Genomic DNA, 22,496 nt, shown 5'->3' on the forward strand with positions numbered 1-22,496 from the left:
GACCCTGGAGTGTCAGCCCTCCTTGCGAATCACGGTCCCGTCGAGCGGGGCGATCTCGATCGGCTTCGGCAGCTGGATCACACCGTCCTCGAGGGAGACGATCGTGTTCCACCAACCGTCGGGATGCTTCATCGCGAAGCCCGGAACGAGCCAGGCGTTGCCGTCCGCGTCCCACATCATCAGCAGGGTCGATGTGGCCTTGTCGACCGTCACCACGACGACCTTCGGCGTCTCGGGCAGCGGCTGGGGCTCGATCGTCGGTTCGGGCAGAGGTTCGGCCGTCGGCGGCACCGACGGGGTCGGCGCGGGCACCGGCTCCGCGGTCGGCGGGGCGACCGGCTCCTCGGTCTTGCCTGGGCCCGGCTCGATGATCGGGTTGTCGCGCGGGTCGACGCCCTGAGGCGTCGGCTTCGTCTCTCCATCCTGCGGGTCGGTCGCGGTGCCGCCGTTCGCATCGGTGGTGACGGGGGTGTCCGGGCCGACGAGGGCGTCGGGGCTGACCGGCGAGCCCGTCGCATCCGCTGAGCGGAGCATGTCGGCGGCGAGCAGTCGCACTCCGCCCTGAAACTCCGGGCCGGCGGCCCCGAACCAGCGGTAGTCGCTGAGCCGCTTGACCGCGTCGGTCGCCGAGATCGTGCCGAAGCTGCCCCGGTCGACGACGTCGATGGAGTGGCCGGAGGCCCAGGCGATCTTGCCGGAGGGCGCCCACGCCACGGTCCATTCGAGGGCGGTCTGGGTGCCGTCCACGGTGAGGTTGGTGGTCGCCGTCGTCTGGCCGGGGTCAGCCGTCACCCGGATGTCGTCGGCCGACACGTCGAGACCGGTCTTGGCGAAAAGGCCGCGGGCCTCTGCTCGTGCCTCGGACTCGCTTGGGGCCTTGCTTGCGCCGGCGGGGGCCGGAGGCACCTCGCAGACGGGCAGCACGTCGATGGCAGGGCCACCGGCGGCATCCGCAGGCGGCACCGCGGCGCAGACCACCTGCGGCGTGGCCGTCGGGTCGTTGTACCACCAGTCGCCGGTGCCCGCCCAGGTGATGGTGACGGATGCCGCGGAGCCGTCCTCCGGGCCGACCATCCAGGTGGGGTAGGCCGGGTCGGAGTAGGTGGTCTTCTTCGCCTCGCCGGAGACGCCGAGCGCCCCGGCGACGTCGCGGAGCCGCGACTCCGCCGTGCCCGTGCGCTTCAGTTGATAGACCGAGCCGGTGCCGGCTTCGGTGCCGAGGTCGGCGCCCGCTTCGTAGCGGTAATCGATCCACTGGGCGATGCGCATGTCGCTGGGGGCGGCATCCGCGCCCATTTTGAGGCTGGAGCTCGCTGCGCCGCCGCCCTGTGCGCTGGCGTTGCCGCTGCTGCTGCTCGCGGCGAGGAAGAGCGGCGCGCGCTGGGTCGGCAGCGAGACTACGAGTGCTCCCACGGTGACCGCGGCCACGGCGAGGGTCAGGCCGCCGGCGGCCTGGATGCGGCGTTGGCGGTTGACAAGGCGGGGTGCCTCCCGGGTCGCGGCGTTCGCGATGAGGTCCGAGGACAGGTCGGGGGTCGCGCCCCGGGCGCCGAGGCTTCGCCGCAGTCGCGCGTCGACGTTGCTGTCGCCGTCGCTGTCGACGTTGCTGTCGGTGACACCGTCGGGGTCGCGGTCGTCAGAATGTGCGCTCATGCAATGGTTATGTCGGCTGAGGGGCCGATCTTTCAGAAGGGACCGATTCGTCTTTGTCGGTCGGGTCGGCATCCGGGGCGGTGTCGGCTTTCGGGGTCGCATCAGCCTTCGAGGCTGGGCCGGCTTTCGGACCCGCGTCAGCCTTCGAGGCTGGGCCGGCTTTCGGGGCGGTGTCGTCTGTCCCGTCCATCAGCCGCGCGAGCGTCTTCTTCGCCCGGTGCAAACGGATGCTCACCGCATTCGCGCTGACACCCAGCGACGTCGAGATGGCGGGGATGGGCAGGTCCTCGAGCACCGCCAGAGCGAGAACCTCACGGTCGCGCGGGCGAAGCCGGCGCCACGCTTCGGCCAGGGCGAGGTCGGTGATCGCGATGTCCTCGGCAGAGGGCGCGGTGTCGGTCGCCCGGAGCGCGAACAGCAGCGAGGCCGCAGTGGCCTGCTGGCGCCGGTGATTCGCGACGAGGTTGGCCGCGATGCGGTAGAGCCACGGCAACTCCTCGCCCGCGGTCACCGTGGCGCGCCGGCGCCAGGCGATCGCGAAGACGTCGGCGGCGAGATCCTCCACGAAACGGTGCTCGACCCGGCGCGCAAGGAAACCGCCGATCGCCGGCAGGTACTTCGAATAGACGGCGGCGAACGCGTCGTCAACAGGGGGCATACCGTCAGTCTGGCCGAGGGCCCGGTGCGGAACAACCCGACGTATTGGGTGTGTCGGGCGCTTGGGGCCGCCCGCCACGGCCTCCGGCGCCGCACGGCGCTGCAACTCAGCCTTCCGCATTGGCAGCTGGTGCCGTGACGCCGCGGGTGAAAGTGATCTGGGTCTACTACCGAAAGTTCTTTTTCGAGTCGGTCTCATTGGGGTGGCCGGTCGCTGCTTTCGTGACGTAGACCCGTCCTTGTCTCTTCCCCTTTGGGTTGGGCTCTTCGACGGCGTACCAGAGGCGAGCGCCATCGGTCACTTTGTACTGCCACTGTGGTAGCGCAACGCCGTCAACCAGGACTGTGGAGAGATCTCCTCGAAGTCGGTAGCAGCGATCCGGGTCGTACTCGGCGGGATGGGCCGTGAGATAGTCGTAGGCGTCCGCGAGGGCGTTCTTCGCGGCCGCCTTTAGATCGGTCCACCCGCGTTGGGCCGCGGCATTGCCGAAAAAGATCTCGTACTCGGTTCCTTTTGTCGGTCGGGGAACCGCCGCGCCACGCTTTCCCGCCACTTACGGACGATCGACCCGGATCGGGGCTGCAGGCAGCTCGAGGTGCTCCACAGGGCGCATGCCCATTGTGTACGCGACGGCTGTTTCCTTCCACTCCTGCTGTGCCCGAAGCAGCCGCTCGAACGTGCCGAGTTCGCTGGCGGCATAGAGGAGCTGTTCAATCTCGGCGGCGTACGCGCGCAGCTCGCCAGGGGCAAACTCCCCCGTCCAGGCGAAAAGTTCCGTGAGCGCGGCCACGACATCGCCCTTGTTTCGGCCGATCGCGCGGATCAGAAGGCTCGACAGCGCGACACCATTCTCGAGCACGTCGAGATCATGACCGCGCAGGATCACGAGATCGTCACCATCACGGCGCGTAATGCGCACCTGGCCTTCGTCGATGTGGGCCAGGACTTCCTTGGGCTTTCGCAGGAGGTCGGTGAATGTGGCGGTTCTCATTCCCACACACTACATCAGATAAACATCTGTTGCGCTGAGAATTCGGCAATCGGCGCGGAGGAATCGTATTCAAGCCTTCGGTAGACCACAAGCGCTTGGTCGGCCTGGATAGCTTCACCCGGGCAGCCGGGCAGCCGGCCGGGCGCTCGGGTCGTGGCGGTTCTCGGCCACCGACTCGGTGGGCACCCGCAGGTCTAGCTGCAGGCGGACCTCCTCGGAGAACCTTCGGTGCTGCCGACCTGGGCCATGGCGGTGGCCACCAGGTCGTTCACGTTCGCATTGGGCATGTCACGAGGGCGTTGCAGACGAGCCGTGGCCGGCAGCGTCATTTCGGGTCCTTGGGGTAGTTCTGAGAGGTGGTCTTCTCCTCCACATATACCTTCTGACCAGCTTATCCACACTCTTTTGGTATGTCGGGCGAATGTCGGTGGGTCGTCGTAAAGTGACCGGTATGACGATCCTCGTGAACGCCCGGCAGGAGGCCCTTGGTGAGCGTTTCGACGCGATCAAGGAGGCCGAGCGTGACATCGCCCGGGCCTTCGCCCGGCGTGCGGAACTCATCGACGAGGCCCGCCGTTACCGCGAGGAGACGGCGGCGATGACTGTCGCATCCGCCGCGTGTGCGTCGTCGCTGTCGCGCTGGAACGAATCGATGATCGCCGAGCGGGAATTCGTCAGCGAGCTGGCCTGCACCCTCCTGGTGCCGCAACGCACCGCCGAAACCGTGATCGCCGAGAGCCGGGCCCTCGCCGACGACCTTCCCGGCACCCGGGCCGCTCTGCAGCGCGGGGAGATCTCCTACCGGAACGCGCAGACCCTGATGGGTCAGGCGTGCTCGGTGCCGGCCGATGCGAAGGCGGCGTTCGAAGCGGCTTTGCTTCCGTCGGCGGCGAACCTGACGGCGTCGAAGCTGAAGACGAAGGCGCGGATGCTGCGGGAGCGGCTGCACCCCGAGACGATCACCGCCCGGCACGACACGTCGATCACCGATCGGAAGGTGTCTGTCGAGCCTGAGACCGACGGGATGGCGTCGCTCTACTGGTACGACACCGCGGAGCAGATCGATGCCGCCTATCGGCGGATCACCACGACTGCGCTGAGCCTGCAGGGCCCCGAGGAGCCTCGCACTCTCACCCAATTGCGCGCGGATGTTCTCAAGGACCTGTTGATCGACGGCGTCACCCCCGCCGGGCTCGCGAAAGGCATCCGGGCCACGGTCCATGTGACGGTGCCGGTGCTGACCCTGATGGGCCTCTCCGAGGAACCGGCGCACCTCGCGGGGTACGGTCCGATCGACCCGGAGACGGCAAGGCGGCTTGCGGCCGGGGCGCCGAGCTTCACCAGGTTGCTGACGCATCCCGAGACCGGGGTCGTGCTCTCGGTCGGCCGCGACCGTTACAAGGTCCCGAAGGATCTCAAGAGATATGTGCAGCTTCGTGACGAAACGTGCCGGTTTCCGGGGTGTAATCGTCCGGCGCACGAGTGCGACCTCGATCACACCCTCGACTGGCAGTTTCAGGGTTGCACCGAGCACGAGAATCTGGCTTCCGTGTGTGCCGGCGACCATGGGTTGAAGAGCGAGACCGGGTGGACAGCGAAACAGCTCCCGGGCGGCGTCATCGAGTGGACGTCGCCGACCGGCCGACACTTCCGCACCGAGCCTGCCGTCGACATCCGCCCCTCGCCGCCGCGCCGGGTGCCAGCGCCGCCCCCGCCGGTCGATCCGGCGGAGCCCGCCGAACCGCCGCCGTTCTGACCCGAGGCCACCGGTGGTCGAGCCTGTCGAGACCCCCCGCGCCGTGGTTTCGACAAGCTCAACCACCGGTTGGCGCGGAGGGAGCGTACATCTGCATCGACTAAACTCAAAGGTCGGATTTCAAGGGGTGTGTGAGTGGTCGACCTGGAGCTTCAGCGGGAACAGAACTATGTGGCCACGCTGTACGCGCGGCTGGACGCGCTGCAGCGTGAGGCCGAGCAGCAGCTGACCGCGGTGCGGCGGCTGAACGTGGGCGGCAACCACCAGGCGCGTTCCGAGCGCGACACCTTCGCGCGCCTCTACGAGGACCGCATCGTGCAGCTGCGGGAGGTCGACGACCGGCTGGCGTTCGGCCGGCTGGAGACGGCCCCAGGCACAGACGACGATGACGGCGACGGCTCGATCTACCGTTACATCGGCCGGGTCGGGCTGCGCGACGAAGATTTGCAACCGATCCTGCTCGACTGGCGCGTGCCGCAGGCCAGCGCCTTCTACCAGGCCACGGCCGCGACACCGCTCGGCGCCCGCGCCCGCCGCCACCTGCTCTCGAAGGGGCGCAGCATCATCCGGATCGAAGACGAGATCCTCGACGCCGAGCTGCTCGAGGGGGAGGCGGCCACCCGCCACCAGGGCGAGGGCGCCCTGCTCGCCGCGCTCACCGCGCAGCGCACCGGGCACATGTCCGACATCGTGGCGACCATCCAGGCCGAGCAGGACCGCATCATCCGCTCCGACCTCAAGGGTGTGCTCGTGGTGCAGGGCGGCCCGGGCACCGGCAAGACTGCCGTGGCGCTGCACCGTGCCGCCTACCTGCTCTACACGCACCGCGACCGGCTCAAGCACTCCGGCGTGCTCATCGTGGGCCCATCGCCGTCGTTCCTGCAGTACATCGAGGCCGTGCTGCCCTCGCTCGGCGAGACCGGGGTGGTGCTCGCCAGCGTCGGCCAGCTGTTCCCGGGCGTCGACGCGACCCACGAGGATGCCCCGGCCGTCGCCGCGCTCAAGGGCCAGACCGCGATGGCCGGCGTGATCGAGCGCGCCGTGCGCTCCCGGCAGCGCATCCCCGAGCGGGACGCCCTGCTCGAGGTGAACGGCGATCGGGTGAAGCTCACCTCCGAGCTGGTGGCGAAGGCCATTCACCGGGCGCAGACCAGCGGCAAGCCGCACAACGAGGCCAGGGCCACCTTCGTGAAGAACGCGCTCAACGCGCTGTCGCGGGAGTGGCTGGCCACGCTCAAGGCCGGCGGCGCCTCGATGGACGAGAGCGACCTGCCCATGCTGCGGGAAGACCTGCGCTCGGCGGAGGCCGTGCGCGTCGCCCTGAACACGGCCTGGCTGCCGCTCACGCCCCAGAAGCTGCTGCAGGACCTCTACGCGCGGCCGGAATGGCTCGCATCCCTCACCCCCAGGTTTTCGCCCGAGCAGCGCGCCCTGCTGCACCGCCCGCGGAACGCCCCGTTCACCATCGCCGACGTGCCGCTGCTCGACGAGGCGGCCATGCACCTCGGCGAGTACAACGTGGTCGACGCGGCGCAGAAGCGCGAGCAGAAGGAGCAGCGCAAGCGCGACATCGAGAACGCCGAGGCCGCCATCGCCAACATGGCCGTCAAAGGACTCGTGAACGCCAAGTCGCTCGCCGACAACTTCGCCGAGCTGGGCGACCGCGCCACCACCGCCGAGCGCGCGGCCGTCGACCGCACCTGGACCTACGGGCACGTCGTCGTCGACGAGGCGCAGGAACTCTCGCCGATGCAGTGGCGCCTGCTGCTGCGCCGCGGCCCGCAGCGCTCGTTCACCATCGTCGGCGACATCGCCCAGGCGGCGTCGGCGGCGGCGGCCACCAGCTGGAAGGACGCACTCCGGCCCGTGCTCGGCTCTTCCCTCGAGGCCGACCGCTGGCGGCTCGAAGAGCTCACCGTGAACTACCGCACGCCCAGCCAGATCGCGGAGGCGGCCGAGGCGATGGCGCTCGCACACAACCTGCCGATCACCCCGGCCCGGTCGGTGCGGGCCAGCGACTGGCCGATCGAAACGGTGACGGATGCCGCCACCGCCGTGCGCCGCGACCTCGCCCTGGATGCCGGCGGCACCCTCGCGGTGATCGTGGTCGAGGCATCCCTCGCCGCCGTGAACGCGGCCCTCACCGCGGAGTTCGGCGACGCCGTCGGCCTCGGCGCGCTCGGCCTCACCCGGCAGGTCGCGCTGCTCACACCGCAGGACGCGAAGGGGCTCGAGTTCGATGCGGTGGTCGTGGTCGATCCGAACGCGATCGTGGCATCCTCTTCTCGCGGCGTCGGCGCCCTCTACGTGGCGCTCACCCGCGCCACCCAGCGCCTCTACCTCGTGACCGACGGCCCCCTGCCGGCGGGACTCGCGTAGCTCGCGTCGCTCGTCTCGCGCGCCTAGCTCGCTTCGCTCGCGCGTAACTCGCTTCGCTCGTCCTCTCGCTCATCGCGCTCGCCTTCTCGCGCGCCGTCGCGCTCCTCAAGGTGGAGGAACTCGCGACACGCCGTAATCCGTGGCGGGGAACACGGTGTGTCGCGAAAAACTCCATCCCGGCGTGCGGCGTCAGCGGCTCAACCGCCGCGAGCGGCCGACGGATGCGTGCTCCCGGTCTCGATGAGAAAGCATCCAGCGGTCGCCTGTAGAGTTTTTTGTGACGTTGCGAATGGGTGACGCTCCGCGCCGGCCTGATTCCCGGCGCACTGATCCTGATAAAGGAACCACCAGACATGACTTCCCTGCCCCGGCTCGTGGCCTTCGACCTCGACGACACCCTCGCCGCCTCCAAGTCGCCGCTCGACCCCCGGATGGCGGCGTTGATGGTGCGCCTGCTCGGCGCAGTCGAAGTGTGCGTGATCTCCGGCGGCCAGATCGCCCAGTTCCATATGCAGCTGATCGACAACCTCGACAACGTCAGCGACGAGGCCCTCGCCGGGCTGCATCTGATGCCCACCTGCGGAACCCAGTACTACCGCCACATCGAGGGTTCGTGGACCCAGATCTACGCCGAGCTCCTCACCGACGCGGAGAAGGCCAGCGCGCTGATCGCGGTCGAAGCCACCGCCCGCGAGCTCGGCTACTGGGAGAGCGACACCTGGGGTCCGATCCTCGAGGACCGCGGCTCGCAGATCACCTTCTCCGCGCTCGGCCAGGCTGCCCCGGTCGCCGCGAAGACCGCCTGGGACCCGAGCGGGGAGAAGAAGAACACCCTTCGCGAAGCGGTGCAGGCGCTGCTGCCCGACCTCGAGGTGCGCTCCGGCGGCTCCACCTCGGTGGACATCACCCGGCGTGGCATCGACAAGGCCTACGGCATGAACAAGCTCGCCGCGCTCACCGGAGTTTCCCTCGACGAGATGCTCTTCGTCGGCGACCGCCTCGACGAGAACGGCAACGACTACCCGGTGAAGGTGCTCGGGGTTGAATGCGTCGCCGTGGGCGGCTGGGAAGACACCGCAGCGTTCCTGGAGACCCTGATCCCGAGGCTCGAGGCCGGCGCAGTCTGATTTCCGGTGAATCACGGTCGGGGGTCGATGTTCGCACGGTCCAGGCCTGAACGGATCGGCACGGCCCCGGCGTTGCGGTCCGATAGCCCATTCCCATTCAGGGGGTACGGCGCTACGATCGCCTAACCGTTTACCCGAGCGGTAGCTGGAGGCAACCCGAATGCCGAACGTGCCCTGCATATTGTCGCGCCAGAAAACACCCATTTTGTGGGGCGACGAACCATCCTCCCCAGCCGACCGGCGCGCCTGCGCTCCGCCGACCGGCTTCTGCCCTGCTGCCCGCTGCTCGGCGCACCGAGGTGTCTCATGACTGAGACAGCCGCGGTTGCCCGCAAACGCCATCCCTGGCGAATCGCCTGGGGTGTCTTCGGGGCGGTCGTGCTGCTGCTCGTGTCGATCGGCGGCGTCTACGCGTTCACGTTGATTCGCACCTTCGACACCCAGACCGAGAAGATCTCGAACGCCTTTCCGGCGGATGCCGTGCGCCCACCGGCGGCGCCCGCCGCCGGCTCCACGGCCGTGCAACCGACCCCTGAACCCGGTGCGGCGACCCCGGCGCCGGTCGCCGCGCCGACGACACCGGCCCAGAACATCCTGTTGCTCGGCTCGGACACCCGTGGCGCCACCGATCGCGACCTGGCGGGCATCCGTGGCGAACGCTCCGACACCATCATGGTCGTGCACGTTCCGGCCGACCGCAAGAACCTGTACGTCATGTCGATCCTGCGGGACAGCTGGTTGGAGATTCCCGGGCACGGCACGGCGAAGATCAACGCCGCGCTGTCCTGGGGCGGAGTGCCCCTGGCCGTGCAGACGGTTGAGACGCTGCTCGGCGTGCGCATCGACCATGTCGCGGTGGTCGACTTCGCCGGTTTCAAGGGAGTGACCGACCTGCTCGGCGGCGTCGACATCAGCAACCCGATCGGATTCGAGTCCTACCACCTGAAGGGGCACTACTTCCAGGAGGGCGCGCTGCACCTGAACGGCACGGAAGCCATGGCGTTCGCCCGGGAGCGGTACGCCTTCGCCGACGGCGACTTCCAGCGGGTGCGCAACCAGCAGCTCATCATCCAGGCGGTGCTCGTGGCGATAATGCACAAGTCGGTGCTGGCCGACGTCGGGAAGACGACCAGCCTGGTCAGCTCCGTGACGCCCTACCTCGCGGTGGACGAAGGCCTCACCTCCGCCTATCTGACCGGGCTGGCGTGGGAGTTGCGTGCGGTCCGCGAGCCGGAGGTCGAATTCTTCACCATGCCGACCAACGGAACCGGCACCTCGAGCGACGGGCAGTCGATCGTGAACATCGACTGGTCGGCACTCGCGGCCGTGCAGAACGGGTTCAAGACCGACACCCTGGGCGCCTACCAGCCGGAGGTGCAGACGATGGGTTGACCGTGCGCGGCGACCAACGGGCCGCTGCGCCCTAGTGTTCCCGGGGCGCCTGGCGCCTGCGGGACAGCCGGGAGGCGCTCATCGGGTTGGGTGCCTCCCGGTCAAAATCCTCCTCGGGATACGGAGGGGTGCTCGGTCGCGGCTGCTCAGTGGCGGGGCGGGGCGACGGAGTCCGGCCGGTGCGACCGGACAGCGACGGTGCCAGCGCAAGCAGCAGCAGCCCGAGAGACGTTCCCACCGCCGCGCCCGCGGTGTTCGCGACGACATCCGCCACGGTCGCGAAACGGTCGGGCAGGAACAGGAGCTGGCCGAGTTCGATGGCGCAGCTCGCGGCGAAGCCGGTCAGGAGGGCCAGCCACCAGCGCCGGGGGCCGGCCAGGATCAGCGCGAAGACACCGACGGGGGCGAACAAGGCGATATTGGCGGAGAACTCGACGACGTCGTAGCGCACCCAGGGCGGGGCCCCGTGCAGTTGCAGCCAGCGGAGAACGCCGAGGATGTCGTGGTGGGCGCTCCGGTCGACGGGCGTCGGCCATAACGCGATCAGGACGAGAGCGACGAGATACGCGGCGGTGAGCCAGAACGTCCACCGGTGCAGCGTTCCGTGCCTCCGTGCTGCGGTGGCCAGCGAGCCGTTGGCGGGGGAGTGTCGTGTTCCGATCGCGCAGTCCTCCTCGTTCGGGCGGCCGGATCAGTCCGGTGCTGCCGGCAAGCGGTGCTGCCGGAAAGCAGTGTTGCCGGAAAGCAGATCGGGACACCGTAGGTCTTGACAGCTTAGGCGGGTCGGGTGCGAAGCGCCCGATTCCCTCCCCGGGGAATCCAACGGCCCGGTCTGCGGTTGAATCGGGAGATGCAAACGCTACCGATCAACGTGCTCGACCTGGCCAGCCGCCCCGCGGGCGGCACCAACGCGGATGCGGTGGCCGGCAGCATCCGTCTGGCGCAGGTCGCCGAGAACCTCGGCTACGACCGCTTCTCGGTGGCCGAGCACCCCCGGCGATCGCCTCGAGCGCTCCGCCCGTGCTGATCGCGGGAATTGCGGCCCGCACCGAGCGCATCCGGGTCGGATCGGGCGGGGTCATGCTGCCCAACCATGCCCCGCTCGTCGTGGCCGAGCAGTTCGGCACCCTGCGCGCCCTCTCCGGCGACCGGATCGACCTCGGCGTTGGGCGCGCGCCGGGAACGGATGGCGCCACCGCCCTGGCCCTGCGCCGCAGCATTGAGGGCCTCGGTGTCGATGACTTCCCGCAGCAGCTCGTGGACCTGATCGGTTTCTTCCACGGCGGGCTGGCCGAGGACAACCCGCTGCGCGGGATCACCGCCTACCCCGGGCTCGGCGACGCCCCCGAGCTGTGGCTGCTCGGCTCGAGCGGCTTCAGCGCCCAGCTCGCCGGCGTGCTCGGCCTGCCGTTCACCTTCGCTCACCACTTCGCCGGCGACGGCACCGAGGCGGCGCTCGCGCTCTACCGCGACCGGTTCGAGCCGAGCAGTTTCCTCGCCGAGCCGCACGCCATGATCGCGGTCGGGGTGATCAGCGACGACGACGCCGAAGTCGTGCGCCGCGAATCGCTGCCGGGCCTGATCACCTTCATCCGGATGCGCCAGGGCAAGAAGCCCGCGCCCGTCTCGATGGAGGAAGCGCTCGCCTACCGGTTCTCGCCCTACGAGCAGGAGCTAGTGCAGGCCCGCAACCGGCGCCAGGCGGTCGGCACCCCCGATCAGGTCGATGCCGCGCTGACCCGCCTGCTGGGGTCGACCGGTGCGGACGAGCTGATGGTGAGCGCGCAGTCGTCCAGCCTGGCCGGCCGCATCCGCTCGCTGGAGATCGTGGCCGGCCTGCGTGCGTCGAGCCCGGCCGCGGCCGTCCCCGCCGCCTGACCGAGCTCGCCGTCGAGGTGCTTTGTCCGAAACTCAGCCGCGTCAGTAGCGGGCGTCGACCCGCTTGGGCAGCACGAAGACGAGCAGCAGCGCGAGCACGCTGAACGCGGCGCTGACGCCCATCGCGGCCGTCGCGCTGGTGGTGAAACCTGCGGCGAGGGCCGCCGGTCCGGGGCCGGCGACGACGAGGGTGCCGAAGAACACGCTGCCGATCACGGCGATGCCGATTGCGCTGCCGACTCGCTGCATCACTCCGACGACGCCGCTGGCCGCACCCGCCTCGGTGCGATCCACGGTCGCCACGATGAACTGGGCGTTCGGCGCGATGAAGAACCCGCTGCCGAGGCCGGCGATCGCCAGCGGCGGCAGCAGCTGCCAGTTTGTGATCTCCGGGCCGATCAGGAGCAGATCGAGCCAGATCCAGACCAGGCCGACGGTGACCAGGGCCACGCCGATGACGAGCACGGTTCGGCCGAGGCGCTGGGCCAGCCGGTTGCTCTGGGAGGCGCCGATGATCGTGCCGAACGCGAACGGGATCGACACCAACCCCGACTCGAGCGCGGTGTGGCCGAGGCCGGCCTGCCAGAGGATGGAAATGGTGAAGAAGATGCTGGTGAACGCCGCGAAGTAGACCAGGGCGAGCACGATGCCGCCGGAGAACGCCGGATGCCGGAACAACCGCGGCGGGACCAGCGGGCTCTTGCCCCAGCGGGTGAACATGACCTCCCAGGCGCCGAAGGCGACGACGAGCAGTGCGCCGGCGGCGAGGGTGAGGTAGGTCCAGAGCGGCCAGCCCTGGTCCTGGCCCTCGATCAGCGGCACGAGGAGGGCGACCAGGCCCGCGGAGATGAGGAGCAGGCCGACCCAGTCGATTCCCGAGCGTGCCTCGTCGGAAGCGCGTTCGGAGCCGGACGGCAGCAGCAGGGCGGCGGCGATCAACGCCGCGACGCCGATCGGCAGGTTGACCCAGAAGACCAGGCGCCAGCCGTTCTCGTTGCCGAAGGCCTGGATGATCAGCCCGCCGAGGATCGGCCCGAGCGCCGTGGAGACGCCGATGACGGAGCCCATGATCGCGAAGGCCTTGCCGCGCGCCATCGGCGGGAACAACAGCTGGATCACCGCGGTGACGGCAGGCACGAACATGCCGCCGGCGAGACCCTGCACCACCCGGGCGATGATCATCTGGAGGTCGTTCTGGGCCAGGCCGCAGGCCAGGCTGGCCAGGGTGAACAAGGCCAGACCGGTGAAGAAGACCCACTTGTGCCCGATCCGGTCGCCGAGACGCCCGGACGGGATCAGGGCCAGGCCGAAGGCGAGGGCGTAACCGGAGATGATCCAGGAGAGCGTCGCTTCGGAGGCGTTCAGGCTCGTGCGGATCGTCGGCAGCGCAACGTTCACGATGGTCGTGTCGAGCAGGGCCATGAACATGCCGGCGAGCAGCACGACGAGGGCCTGCCAGGCGTGGCGGGGGATGACCGCCATGGGGCGGCCGGCCTGGGTGGTGTCTGACATTGTCAATGGTCCTTTCGGGCGAGTTCGTCCGCGATGATGTCGGGCAGCACGGTGACGAGTTGGTCATGCCAGGCGATCTCGGCACGGATGCGATCGGCCTTGTGGCGCATGACGAAGCGTTCACTGGCGGTGAGATAGGGGAGTGCCGAGGCCGTGACGGCTTCGGCGTCGGCGAGCATGGCGCGGAGGGAGAGCAGCCGGGCGTCGATCATCCGGGGAAGCTCGTCGAGGCGGTCGGGGTCGAGCCGGGTCATGGCGAGGTCGAACGGATCCGGCTTGATCACGATCGTGCAGAGGCCCTCGAGCCGCAGTGCGGACAGCGCCTGCCGGCCGGTCGGCGAGACCTCGTAGACCTGGCGCTCCGGGTAGTTGCCCTCCCGCTCGACCCGGACCACGTCGATCAGTCCTTCGGCGGCGAGCCGTTTCATCGCGCCGTAGACCGAGCCGACGGAGATGTCCGTCCACAGGTGCACGTGTTCCTGCTCGGCGAGGAGCCGCAGCTGGTGGCCGTGCATGGGCCCGCGTTCGGCAAGGGAGCCGAGAATGAACAGGCGGATGGACGACATCCGTTTACTCTCGCATGAGTAGTCTTGCAGGTCAACCGGATGCGGGGTGATCCGGAATGCACAAAACCCCCACTCCGCAGAGTGGGGGTTGTGTGCATTTGTCGGGGTAACAGGATTTGAACCTGCGACCTCGTCGTCCCGAACGACGCGCGCTACCAAGCTGCGCCATACCCCGATGGCCCGTAAGCCTTGTCAAGTATAACCCCACCGGGGAGGTGGGTCTCGACAGACCTAAGCGGACGTGAGGGTGAGCAGCGTCGCCTCGGGCGGGCAGGCGAACCGCACGGGCGCGTAGATGGAGGTTCCGAGCCCCGCCGACACGTTGAGGTACGCGGTGTGCAGGCCGGAGTCCCAGAGGCTGAGTCCCTTGACCTGCTTGCGCGGGATGTCGCAGTTGGTGACGAGGGCGCCGAACCGGGGCACGCAGACCTGGCCGCCGTGGGTGTGGCCGGCGAGGATCAGCTGGGCGCCGTGGTTCACGAAGGAATTCAGCACCCGTTGGTAGGGCGCGTGCACGACGCCGATGGTGAGCGTCGGCCGGGGCGCGGCAGCCTCCTCCGGGTCAGGCCAGGATTCGTCGGCCAGCGGGTCGTTCGCGCGCAGGTCGTCGACGGCGCGCGTGATCACATCGAGCCGGTCGCGACGGATGTGCGGGTCGTCGACGCCGAACAGTTCCAGGTGCGTGCCGTTGACGTCGAGAGCCTCCGCCGTGTTGTTCAGGTCCGTCCAGCCGAGGTCGGCGAAGACCCGGTGCAGGCTGTCGATGTCGAGCTTCTGGTGCATCGCGTTTCGCAGCAGCGACGGTGCGCCGAAGTAGCGGAACGGGTTCTTGAGAATCGGGCCGAAGTAGTCGTTCGAGCCGTTGACGAAGATGCCCGGCACGCCCTTGAACGGTTCCAACGCGTAGGCGATGCCGGAAACGCCGTCCTCGTGGCCGAGGTTGTCGCCCGTGTTCACGACGAGGTCGGGCCGGAGGTCGGCGAGGCCGCGCACCCAGTCCTGCTTGTCGCGCTGCCACGGCGCCATGTGCAGATCGGACAGGTGCAGCACCTTGATCGGATCAGACCCGGGGGCGAGCACCGGAACGGTCACCTCGCGCAGCGTGAACAGGCGGCGTTCGACCAGGGAGCCCCAGGCGAAGGCGGCGAGCCCGGCCGTGGCCAGGGCTCCGAGGCTCACCGCGACGGCCTTACCGCCGGTGGTCATCCGTTGCCCTTGCCATTGCCGTTGCCGGCGCCGAGCTTGCCGATTGTGATCGACACCTGGCCGCCGGGCGCGGAGCCGGTACCGGCCGCCGGCGTCATCGCCAGGACAACGCCGACCTGCTTGGGATCGGTGACGTCCTGTTCGGCCTTGGTCACGGCGAAGCCGCTCAGGGTTGCCCGGGCTTCGGCCTCGCTCTTCCCGACGACGTCGGGAACAACAACCTGGGTTCCGTTGCTCGAGAACACCGTCACGGTCGATCCGCGGCTGGCGCTCGTGCCGCCGGCCGGGTCGGTCCGGGCGACGGTGCCTGCGGGCATCTCGGAGTCCGTCACGCCGCCGTCCGCGAAGCTGAAGCCGGCCGCTTCGAGAGTGGACTGGGCATCCGCCATCGTCTTGCCACGCAGGTCCGGGATGGGCACCTGAACGGCCTGCAGCACCTTCGAGGAGGCCTCCGCGAAGGCGTCACCGCCATACTTCGCGTTCGCCACTGACATGACGTCCGGCCACATCCGGTGTCGCGCGGTGGCGGCCGTGCCGCCCGGGAAGCTCACCTGTCGCTGGTTGATGTCGCCGGTGACGCTGACCACGCCGACCACGGTGGCGACCTTGGAGCTCGCACCGCTCATCCAGGTGTCCTTGTTGCCGTCGGTGGTTCCGGTCTTGCCGATCATCGGGACCTTCGGCGACGTCGCGCCGTTCGACGCCGTGGCCGTACCACTGGTCATCACCTTCTGCATGGCGAAGGTCATCCCCGCATCGACGGCCGGGTCGACCGACTGTTTGCAGGCGGACTTCGGCGCCGTGAGCTCCTTGCCGTCAGGCCCGGTGATCTTGTCGATCGCAACAGGGCTGCAGGTGACGCCGTTGTTGGCGATCCCGGCGAAGGCGACGGCCATGCTCAGGGGAGCGACCTCGTTCGTGCCGAGCACCGCCGATACCCCCTGTTCGAGAGGATCGCCGTCGGCGCGGTGCACGCCGAAGTTCTCGGCCGTCTTGCGGATGCCGCACAGGTCGAGTTTCTTGGCCATGCCGATGAAACCCGTGTTGATGGAGCCGACCGTGGATTCGAGAGCGGTGTAGTTCGTGCCGCCCTCGTTCGCGTCGTTCTTCGGGTTGTAGCCGGGGAAGTTCTGCGGCCCGTTGCAGGAGTCCTTGAACGTGCCCCAGTCCGACTTGCGCCGGGAGTCGACCCGTTCGTTGAGGGAGTGCCCCTCGGTCAGCCACTCACCGAGGGTGAAGACCTTGTAGGTGGATCCAGGCTGGAAGCCGTGGGACCCGCCCTGGTCGATGTCGGTGTTGTAGTTGACGCCCGTGGCGTTGGGGTTGGTCTTGGCAACCTCCGGGTCCTGCGTGTAGTCCTTGTTCTGGGTCATCGCCAGGACGCGCCCGGTGCCCACCTGCACGCTCGTGATCACACTGCCGACGTCCCAGCCGTCGTAGCTCTTGGGCACGTACTTGTTCATCGTGTCCACGGCCGCGTTCTGCAGGTCGAGATCCAGGGTCGTGTAGACGTTGTAGCCGCCGCGGCGGAAGTTCGCGAAGCGGGTTTCCTCATCCGGACCGAATGTCGGGTCGGTCTGGAGGATCTTGGTGACGTAGTCGCAGAAGTAGGCGCTGGTGCCGGCGGTCGTGCATCCCGTGCTCGGTTCGGTGATGACCGGCTCGATCGGGGTGGCGATCGCCGCGTCATGATCAGCCTGGGTGATCTTCTTGTACTTGAGCATTTCGCCGAGGATGTAGTCGCGGCGCTGTTTGTTCGCCGCGTAGCCGTTCGCCGCGCCGTTGGTCTTGCTATCGGGGTAGTCCAGCTGGAATTTGACCGGGTTGTTCACGATCGCTACGAGGCTGGCCGCCTGCGGCAGGGTCAATGCCGCGGCGGTGGTGTTGAAGTAGTAGTTGGAGGCGGATTCGATTCCGTAGACCGTGCCGCCGAAGCCCGTGATGTTCAGGTACTGGCGGAGGATGTCGTCCTTGGGGTACTTCTTCTCCACGCCGATGGCGAGTCGCATCTCCTTGAGCTTGCGATCAGGGCTGGTCTCCGTGGCCGCGTCGTAGCAGGTCGTGCGCTTCTTCTGGCTGGTGAGCACCTCGCATTTCTGCACGAGAACGTTCTTGACGTACTGCTGGGTGATCGACGATCCGCCGCGGGCCGATCCGCTGGCCAGGGTGGTGACCAGGCCGGTGACCGTGCCCTGCAAATCGACGCCGCCATGCTCGTAGAAGCGCGGGTCCTCGCCTGAGATCGCCGCATCCTTGACGAAGGGACTGATCGCGTCCCACTTCACCTCCACGCGGTTCTGGTCGTAGAACGATGCCAGAAGGCCGGTCGATCCGTCACTGCGGGTGGCGTAGATGTTGCTGCGCTGCGCGAGCTGGTCGATCGCCAGGTAGTCGGGAAGGTTCTCGAACACGTTGATCGTGTTCGTTGCGGCCATACCGGACAGGGCGAGAGCGGGGGTCACAGCGGCGGTGACGAGGATGCCGGCGATGGCACTCATCCCGACGAAGCCCAGGAACCCGCCGAGCGCTCCGCTAACCGTTCGATTTTTGGCAGACATACACTTGAGGTTACGGGACAAAACCTGAAAGACCGCCTGAATCGGAGCCATATGCCTGCCTGGGAGTACCTTACGACGCCGCTGATGATTCATAACACGGCCGCAATCTTGAACAACTGGGGCTCTGACGGCTGGGAATTGGTGCAGGTCGTCCCCGGGCCGGAGGGCGGGCTCGTCGCCTACCTCAAGCGCCCGGTCGCCCCAACGGAAGGATCATAGTCTTGTCGCAAATCGAAGCGCGTCTCGCCGAACTGGGGATCGACCTGCCGAGCGTGGTGCCCCCGGTGGCGTCTTACGTGCCCGCCGTCGTGTCCGGGTCGCTCGTGTTCACCTCCGGCCAGCTGCCGATGGTGTCCGGCGCCCTCCCGGCAACGGGCAAGGTCGGCGACGGCCACGGCCTCGTGCCGGCCGGCGACGCCAAGGAGTACGCCCGGCAGTGCGCCCTCAACGGCCTGGCCGCCATCAAGGCCGTGATCGGGTCGCTCGACCGGATCACGCAGGTCGTCAAGGTCACCGGTTTCGTGGCATCCGACCCGTCGTTCACCGGCCAGCCCGGCGTGATCAACGGCGCCTCCCAGGTGCTGGCCGAGATCTTCGGCGACCAGGGCGTGCACGCCCGGTCGGCCGTGGGCGTCGCGGTGCTGCCGCTGGACTCCCCGGTCGAGGTCGAGCTGATCGTCTCGTTCGCCTAGCCGGCATCCGGTCCTCGCGGGCGCGCCAGCGCGCCGCCCGGTCACTCGCGAGCGCGCCACTTCCGCCGCTGCGCGCCAGGCGCACTTGGCGCGCAGCGGCGCAACTGGAGCGCTCGGCAGGGCGCGGGCGCCGGGCGCACGGGCGCGGGCTAGGGCGCCAGCCGACTAGTTGTCGGCGCGACCATTGTCGGCTTGGAGCCTCGCGGCGTGAAACGGATGCGCGAACGCCCGCCCGGCCGCGGCGGCCAGTTTCAGCGAGGGCTGTTCGACCCAGCGCGTCATCAGCTCGGCGAGCACGAGGCTGAGCGGCACCGAGACCAGCGCGCCGAGCCACCACAGCTCCGGCCCGAACAGGTTGCCGAAGGTGACCACGATCGGGAAGTGCACGAGGTAGAGGGTGAAGCTCACCGTGCCGAGCCAGACCAGCGGGGGCGCGGTCAACGGCCGGTGCAGCGGCGGCCAGAGCGCGACGGCGGCGACGACCAGCACGGCGCCCGGCACGCGCAGGGCGAGGGTGAGATCGCTCCACGGGCCGGTCAGGAGCGGGCGCGCGAGCCAGTGCGCGATCAGCAGCAGCGGGCCCAGGGCGGTGAGGCCGATCCACGCGGCGGTGCCCCAGCGCCGGGCGGCCAGGGAGGCCGCGCCCGCCTGGAGGGACTCGAAGTTGGCTGCCAGCAGGGCGCCGAGTGCGAACGCGGGCAGGTACATCAGCGGTTCGATCCCGGTGACGTAGCCGTAGGCGGAGACGGCGAGGAACAGCGCGGCCCAGAGCCCGGTCCAGCGCCGGGTGGCCGCGGCGAGCACCACGCCCACCGGGAGCAGCAGTGAGAACCACATCTCCCAGGCCAGCGACCAGAGCGGCGGGTTGACGTCGGGCCGGCTGGTCTCGGTGATGATGCTCGCCTCGCGCAGCAGGTTGCCGAGGCCGAGGCTGGGGTTGTCCTGCCGGGCCAGCCACGCGCCGCCGCCCGGGTCGCCGGTGCGCGGGAAGAAGTAGATCCAGGCCGCCGCCAGCCCCACTGAGATCACGACGGGAACGACGAGCCGGATCACCCGCCGCGGGTAGTAGGCCATCCAGTCGTAGGCGGGTGCCGCGAGGGGAGACCGCACGAGCACGAAGCCGCTCAGCACGAAGAACACCAGCACGAATTCCGGCCCCGCGAAGAGCAGCTTCAGGGGCGACAGCGTCGTCCACCAGCCGACCGACAGGAACTCGACGCCGGCGCTCGACTCGTAGGCCGCCGAGACCGCCGGCGCCGTCATCGAGACGTGGTGCACGAGAACGATCAGGGCCGCGACGCCGCGCAGGGAATCGAGGGCAACCAGACGGCCGGGCGAGGGGAGTCGGGACATTGACCCCACGGTAGGGGAGCCCCTTGTGAATTCCCTCCGCGCGGCATCCGTCACCGTCCTCCGCCGAACTGTGAGAAAAGCCGCCTCCCGGGCGGTTCGGAGGCGGCTTTTCTCACAGGTCGCCGCCGTGGCGGTGGGCCAGGGCGACGGGGCGGGCCGGGGGCTACTTCAGTGTGGACATGATCGCCGTCATCACCGAGGTGTCGGCGAGGGTGGTCGTGTCGCCGATCTCCCGGCCCTCGGCCACATCCTGCAGCAGACGCCGGATGATCTTGCCCGACCGTGTCTTCGGCAGCTCGCTCACGATGAAGATCTGCCGGGGCCTGGCGATCGCGCCGATCTGCTGGGACACGTGCGCCCGCAGCACCGCGGTGAGGTCCGCGTGCGAGGACTCCTCCAGGTGGCTGTACTTGATGATCACGAAGGCGACGACGGCCTGGCCGGTCGTGTCGTCGTGCGCACCGACCACGGCGGCCTCGGCGGTCATCGGATGCGCGACCAGCGACGACTCGATCTCCGCCGTCGACAGGCGGTGCCCGGACACGTTCATCACGTCGTCGACCCGGCCGAGCAGCCAGATCTCGCCGTCCCGGTCGAGCCGGGCGCCGTCTCCGGCGAAGTACCGGGGGTTCTCCGAACCGAACTTCTCCCAGTAGGTCTCCTTGAACCGATCGGGGTCACCCCAGATTCCGCGCAGCATCGACGGCCACGGCTCGGTCACCACCAGCAGCCCGCCGTTGTCCCGGCCGACATGGTTGCCCTCGTCGTCGAGCACGTCGATCACGACGCCCGGGATCGGCACCTGGGCGGAGCCGGGCTTGGTCGTGGTCACCCCGGGCAGGGCGGAGATCATGATCGCGCCGGTCTCGGTCTGCCACCAGGTGTCGACCACGGGGGCGACGTTTCCGCCGATCACCTCGCGGTACCACATCCAGGCCTCGGGGTTGATCGGCTCGCCGACCGACCCGAGCAGCCGCAGGCTGGTCAGGTCGAAGCCCTGCGGGATCTGCCGGCCGAGCTTCATAAAGGTACGGATGGCGGTGGGCGCCGTATAGAGGATGCTCACCTTGTACTTCTCGACGATCTCCCACCACCGGCCGGGGTGCGGGGTGTCGGGGGTTCCCTCGAACAATACCTGGGTGGCGCCGTTGGCGAGAGGCCCGTAGACGACGTAGCTGTGGCCGGTGATCCAGCCGACGTCTGCGGTGCACCAGTAGACATCCGTCTCGGGGTGCAGGTCGAACACGTTCTTGTGGGTGAAGGCCACCTGGGTGAGATAGCCGCCGCTGGTGTGCAGGATGCCCTTGGGCTTTCCCGTCGTGCCGGAGGTGTAGAGGATGAACAGCGGGTTCTCCGCGGGGAAGCCCTCCGCCTCGTGCTCTCCCGCGACCGAGGCGAGTTCGTCGTGCCACCACAGGTCGCGCTCGGTCCAGTCCACCTCGCCGTTCGTGCGTTTGACCACGAGAACGTTGCGCACGGTGGTGTCGTTGCCGGCCAGGGCCTCGTCCACGGCCGGTTTCAGTGCGGAGGCCTTGCCCTTGCGGTAACCGCCGTCGGCGGTGATCACGAGCACGGCGTTGGCGTCGTCGATGCGCGAACGCAGGCTCTCGGCGCTGAACCCGCCGAAGATGACCGAGTGCACGGCGCCGATCCGGGCCACGGCGAGCATCGCGATCACGGCCTCGGGGATCATCGGGAGGTAGATCGCCACCCGGTCCCCGGCGTTGACGCCGAGCTTTCTCAGCACATTCGCAGCACGCTTCACTTCGGCCGTGAGTTCGGCGTAGGTGATGTCGCGGGAATCGCCCGGCTCGCCCTCGAAATGCAGGGCGACGCGGTCGCCGTTGCCGGCCAGCACGTGCCGGTCGAGGCAGTTCCAGGCCACGTTCAGTTCGCCGTCTTCGAACCATTTCGCGAACGGCGGGTTCGTCCAGTCCAGCGTCTTCGTGAACGGCTTCTGCCAGTGCAGCAATTCACGTGCCTGATCAGCCCAGAATTCAAGACGATCGGCGGCGGCATCCCGATAGAGCTGGGCGGTCCCGACGGCCTGTGCGGCGAATTCGGGCGTCGGCGGGAACCTGCGGGTCTCGTGCAGAAGGTTGTCGATCTTTACGCTCATACCTGGTTCGCTCCTTTGCGATGCATTGATGGGCGCGTAGCCAGCCCCCCTGAACCATACTCCGCGGGTCTGAACCGACGGGTTGCGGCCGATTGCGAGGCCTTGCAGCGTCCCCTTGAGGGGTGAAAAGGGTCTGTCGGTTCCGTGTCCTCATTTATGAGGACAAAAGGGACTTGCGCATCTCCGTTTTCCTTATACACTTGGACACGTCCGAACGAAAGTTTTGACCTGCGGTGCGTTTGGTTCCCCCCAATCAACGTGCTGCCGAGGCGGCACCTGTTCCCCCCAATAGGTGCCGCCCCCCTTTTTTTGACGGCTGTGACGGCTGTAACGGCTGTGACGGTCGCTGTGACGGCCCGCTCCTCCGTCTCTTCCTCCACAGGAGCGCCAGGCGGCGACAGCGCCCGGGCCGGCGTCTCGTCTCAGGGCCGGCGCCCGGCCGGCCTAGGGTCGGTCCATGCCGGAACCCTTCGTCGCCGTCCCGTCGTTCGCCAGCTCAGTCGCGGCAGGGCCGCTGGCAGAACCGCTGGCTAACCCGCTGGCGAATCCGCTGACCGAGCCGGGGGAGGGCGTGCCCGCGCGCGTGCCGGCCCGGCATGCGCGGGCGGGAGGATTCGGTGCACGCCTTCTCGTGCCGGATGCCGTCGGCCGCGTCG

Annotated in this window: 19 protein-coding genes and 1 tRNA gene; 8 read left to right on the forward strand and 12 right to left on the reverse strand. The window is 68.6% G+C overall.

The window, feature by feature from the left end; all coding sequences use genetic code 11:
* Nucleotides 1-12 precede the first annotated feature (12 nt).
* The 4 genes from E3O48_RS05820 to E3O48_RS05835 all read right to left on the reverse strand — a co-directional run bounded on the left by E3O48_RS05820 (nt 13) and on the right by E3O48_RS05835 (nt 3,302).
* Entirely contained in the window at nt 13-1,653 is a 1,641-nt protein-coding gene (locus tag E3O48_RS05820) for a hypothetical protein (RefSeq protein WP_134537667.1), read from the reverse strand.
* Between the two features lie 7 nt (nt 1,654-1,660).
* The gene (locus E3O48_RS05825; RefSeq protein WP_166788630.1) at nt 1,661-2,311 is read right to left on the reverse strand and encodes an RNA polymerase sigma factor; all 651 of its coding nucleotides are present in this window, start codon (nt 2,309-2,311) and stop codon (nt 1,661-1,663) included.
* A 166-nt stretch (nt 2,312-2,477) separates the two neighbouring features.
* Nucleotides 2,478-2,864, reverse strand: a complete 387-nt coding sequence (locus tag E3O48_RS05830) for a hypothetical protein (protein ID WP_134537669.1) — start codon at nt 2,862-2,864, stop codon at nt 2,478-2,480.
* Nucleotides 2,865-3,302, reverse strand: coding sequence for a hypothetical protein (locus tag E3O48_RS05835; protein ID WP_134537670.1), 438 nt, complete (start codon nt 3,300-3,302; stop codon nt 2,865-2,867).
* Nucleotides 3,303-3,753: 451 nt separating this feature from the next.
* Between E3O48_RS05835 and E3O48_RS05840 the strand changes: the two genes are divergently transcribed.
* The 4 genes from E3O48_RS05840 (at nt 3,754) to E3O48_RS05855 (ending at nt 9,956) form a co-directional block, all read left to right on the forward strand.
* Nucleotides 3,754-5,058, forward strand: coding sequence for an HNH endonuclease signature motif containing protein (locus E3O48_RS05840; protein ID WP_166788631.1), 1,305 nt, complete (start codon nt 3,754-3,756; stop codon nt 5,056-5,058).
* Between the two features lie 135 nt (nt 5,059-5,193).
* Nucleotides 5,194-7,437 carry a UvrD-helicase domain-containing protein gene (locus E3O48_RS05845; RefSeq protein ID WP_134537672.1) on the forward strand — a complete coding sequence of 748 codons (2,244 nt, stop codon included), beginning with the start codon at nt 5,194-5,196 and terminating at the stop codon, nt 7,435-7,437.
* 353 nt (nt 7,438-7,790) lie between these two features.
* Entirely contained in the window at nt 7,791-8,564 is a 774-nt protein-coding gene (locus E3O48_RS05850; protein ID WP_134537673.1) for an HAD-IIB family hydrolase, read from the forward strand.
* A 306-nt stretch (nt 8,565-8,870) separates the two neighbouring features.
* Nucleotides 8,871-9,956 carry an LCP family protein gene (locus E3O48_RS05855; protein WP_134537674.1) on the forward strand — a complete coding sequence of 362 codons (1,086 nt, stop codon included), beginning with the start codon at nt 8,871-8,873 and terminating at the stop codon, nt 9,954-9,956.
* 31 nt (nt 9,957-9,987) lie between these two features.
* On the opposite strand, the gene E3O48_RS05860 is transcribed toward E3O48_RS05855, so the two are convergent.
* On the reverse strand, nt 9,988-10,617 hold the full coding sequence (locus E3O48_RS05860) for a VanZ family protein (RefSeq protein ID WP_134537675.1): 630 nt from the start codon (nt 10,615-10,617) through the stop codon (nt 9,988-9,990).
* 189 nt (nt 10,618-10,806) lie between these two features.
* On the opposite strand from E3O48_RS05860, the gene E3O48_RS17970 reads away from it, so the two are divergent.
* Nucleotides 10,807-10,983: a hypothetical protein gene (locus tag E3O48_RS17970; protein WP_241982418.1), complete on the forward strand. Its 177-nt coding sequence runs from the start codon at nt 10,807-10,809 to the stop codon at nt 10,981-10,983.
* The gene (locus tag E3O48_RS05865; RefSeq protein ID WP_241982419.1) at nt 10,977-11,834 is read left to right on the forward strand and encodes an MsnO8 family LLM class oxidoreductase; all 858 of its coding nucleotides are present in this window, start codon (nt 10,977-10,979) and stop codon (nt 11,832-11,834) included. Before E3O48_RS17970 ends, E3O48_RS05865 begins: the two co-directional genes overlap by 7 nt.
* Before the next feature lie 42 nt (nt 11,835-11,876).
* Here E3O48_RS05865 and E3O48_RS05870 read toward each other — a convergent pair whose 3' ends face one another.
* The 5 genes from E3O48_RS05870 to E3O48_RS05890 all read right to left on the reverse strand — a co-directional run bounded on the left by E3O48_RS05870 (nt 11,877) and on the right by E3O48_RS05890 (nt 17,676).
* Nucleotides 11,877-13,346: a DHA2 family efflux MFS transporter permease subunit gene (locus tag E3O48_RS05870; RefSeq protein WP_134537676.1), complete on the reverse strand. Its 1,470-nt coding sequence runs from the start codon at nt 13,344-13,346 to the stop codon at nt 11,877-11,879.
* Nucleotides 13,347-13,348: 2 nt separating this feature from the next.
* Nucleotides 13,349-13,912 carry a PadR family transcriptional regulator gene (locus tag E3O48_RS05875; RefSeq protein ID WP_134537677.1) on the reverse strand — a complete coding sequence of 188 codons (564 nt, stop codon included), beginning with the start codon at nt 13,910-13,912 and terminating at the stop codon, nt 13,349-13,351.
* 101 nt (nt 13,913-14,013) lie between these two features.
* Nucleotides 14,014-14,087, reverse strand: a tRNA-Pro gene (locus tag E3O48_RS05880).
* A 56-nt stretch (nt 14,088-14,143) separates the two neighbouring features.
* A complete protein-coding gene (locus tag E3O48_RS05885; protein ID WP_134537678.1) occupies nt 14,144-15,118 on the reverse strand; it encodes a metallophosphoesterase in 975 nt (324 codons plus the stop codon).
* Nucleotides 15,115-17,676, reverse strand: coding sequence for a transglycosylase domain-containing protein (locus tag E3O48_RS05890; RefSeq protein WP_134537679.1), 2,562 nt, complete (start codon nt 17,674-17,676; stop codon nt 15,115-15,117). Before E3O48_RS05890 ends, E3O48_RS05885 begins: the two co-directional genes overlap by 4 nt.
* Nucleotides 17,677-17,760: 84 nt before the next feature.
* Here E3O48_RS05890 and E3O48_RS05895 point away from each other — a divergent pair, with 84 nt between their 5' ends.
* Together E3O48_RS05895 and E3O48_RS05900 are read left to right on the forward strand one after the other, a co-directional pair.
* Nucleotides 17,761-17,895, forward strand: a complete 135-nt coding sequence (locus E3O48_RS05895; protein ID WP_241975069.1) for a DUF4177 domain-containing protein — start codon at nt 17,761-17,763, stop codon at nt 17,893-17,895.
* Nucleotides 17,896-17,897: 2 nt separating this feature from the next.
* Complete coding sequence (locus tag E3O48_RS05900) at nt 17,898-18,368, forward strand: RidA family protein (protein ID WP_134510945.1); 471 nt, start codon at nt 17,898-17,900, stop codon at nt 18,366-18,368.
* A gap of 165 nt (nt 18,369-18,533) precedes the next feature.
* Here E3O48_RS05900 and E3O48_RS05905 read toward each other — a convergent pair whose 3' ends face one another.
* Nucleotides 18,534-19,721 (reverse strand): acyltransferase, encoded by a 1,188-nt coding sequence (locus E3O48_RS05905; protein ID WP_134537680.1) that lies wholly within the window; start codon nt 19,719-19,721, stop codon nt 18,534-18,536.
* A gap of 163 nt (nt 19,722-19,884) precedes the next feature.
* A complete protein-coding gene (gene acs, locus E3O48_RS05910; RefSeq protein ID WP_134537681.1) occupies nt 19,885-21,840 on the reverse strand; it encodes an acetate--CoA ligase in 1,956 nt (651 codons plus the stop codon).
* Nucleotides 21,841-22,496 lie beyond the last annotated feature (656 nt).

Source organism: Cryobacterium sp. HLT2-28 (genome assembly GCF_004402495.1).
GTDB classification, from domain to species: Bacteria; Actinomycetota; Actinomycetes; order Actinomycetales; family Microbacteriaceae; genus Cryobacterium; species Cryobacterium mannosilyticum.